This is a genomic window from Acinetobacter endophylla (genome assembly GCF_053543775.1).
In genome coordinates this window covers 1-1726 of record NZ_JBLVOM010000270.1, presented here as the reverse complement: position 1 = coordinate 1726, position 1726 = coordinate 1, and the positions used below count along the sequence as shown (strand labels likewise).

The window sequence follows — 1726 nt, the reverse complement described above, 5'->3', positions numbered from 1 at the left end:
GATCATGCATCATTACATAGCGCAGATGTATGGCAACGTTTAGCACATCTAATGGGGCATGAAGACTTTAACGTGACCGCAAGTAGCTATATACATCATCTTAATATTTTAATTGCAGACATGTTTTATACAGCAAAACGTGAATATCAGCCTGAATTGATTGGTGCATTACTAAAAAATAGCAAAATTATTAATGCTCAATTTAAATCCTTAAAGATATCTGAGGATGAATCAGCTTTTAACATTCTTCAAAAATCTAAGTTTTTTTTAAAGGTTTTTGAAAAACATAATGATCCAAAGCAATTCTTAAAAAAAGATGAAATTGAAAAAAAACAAATGAGTTTTTTATATCCAAAAAGATTTCTAGAATCATATCAGGAATGGAAAGCAAATGACCGGATCATAAATCCTGAAGACCAGCTTGTTAACTTAATAAAGTCAATTAGTAGACAATTTTATATTTATAAAGATAAAGAAATAGCTAGAAGTGAGGAGCGTGATCTGCAAGAAATGGATTTAAATTGGGAGCGAATGATCAATTGGTCGTATTTATATGGAATATGCCATCCATTCATAATTGACAAAGAAATTACCCAAAAAGAAATTAAAAATTTTTATTATATTTTGGAAAATAAAATTTCATTGAAAAATGATCGATCAGTTTTAGTTTTTGAAGCAGTCTGTCAAAAAGATTTAAAATTGTACGATTCATTTGTAGAGTTTATTACCAAAATATATTCGGACGTAGAATCCTACTTAGATATAGAAAAATCAAGTTCAAGTGATTTTGATAAAAAAATAGGGACTGAAGTTAAAATAAAATATTATAAAATTAGTAATAAAAAAGCAGATTCAAAGCATCATCTGATACAAAAAATTGTACTACAAAGTATCTTTTTTAAGATGAAATGCCTTGGAGTACCTTCCCTGGGTCAAAAGAAAATGGTCTAAAATGTTTTACCGGAGAAGTAGGGGGCTACAGTTTTTTTATATTAAAAAAATATATAAAAAACATCGGTATATAACTTTAGGTAATTCATGTTTGATTATTTTTTCATTATTTATGTAAGGTTCCTCTTTTTTTTTGGTCAAAAAAAGGGACACTAAGCGCGAGGTGTGCACTCTGTGAGGTTGATTTTTGATAATTTTTTTCTTGAGAATAGCCTGGATAGGCTAGATGAGAGATTATCAAAAAAAATACTCAATAAACAAAAAGATTTTGTATGACTCGCAGGAGAAAATAAGATTAAATTTAATTGTATTTTTTTATTATTATTGTAAATTTATTCGGATATTATTTTTTAAATTTAATCTATAAAATATAAAATTATATATAAGGTAAATTTTATAGACTAGGGAGTTAGTATAAATTATTTACCCTATAAATTCATTTGTTTTATTATGTAAAATAGGGAAATTAGTTTTTATTTTTATAAATAAAAAAATTAATTTTGCTAGATTTATAATATTAAATACAGCATAGAAAAATGGGTTGTGTTTTTGGTTTGATTTTATAAGCTAATTTTAAATAGCCTAAGCAAATATATTTCAGAAAAATAGCCCAAGCCTTTGCTTTTTAAAACTGCTGTTTTACAAAGCAAAGGCTTGGGAGTCCACCAATATGATTATTTTTAGATTTTAATGAGATACCAAAAAATGGAGAAGATAAATTAATTAGCTTAGGTAAACCTTCTATAAGTATGCAGCATAGATTTTGAGCTAAACA

The 1726-nt window shown here is 26.6% G+C and carries 1 pseudogene; it reads left to right on the top strand.

The annotated features are described in order from the left end of the window. Nucleotides 1-951 (top strand): annotated as a pseudogene (locus tag ACNPNW_RS15765) (integrase); the annotation flags it as partial. Nucleotides 952-1726: the final 775 nt, after the last annotated feature.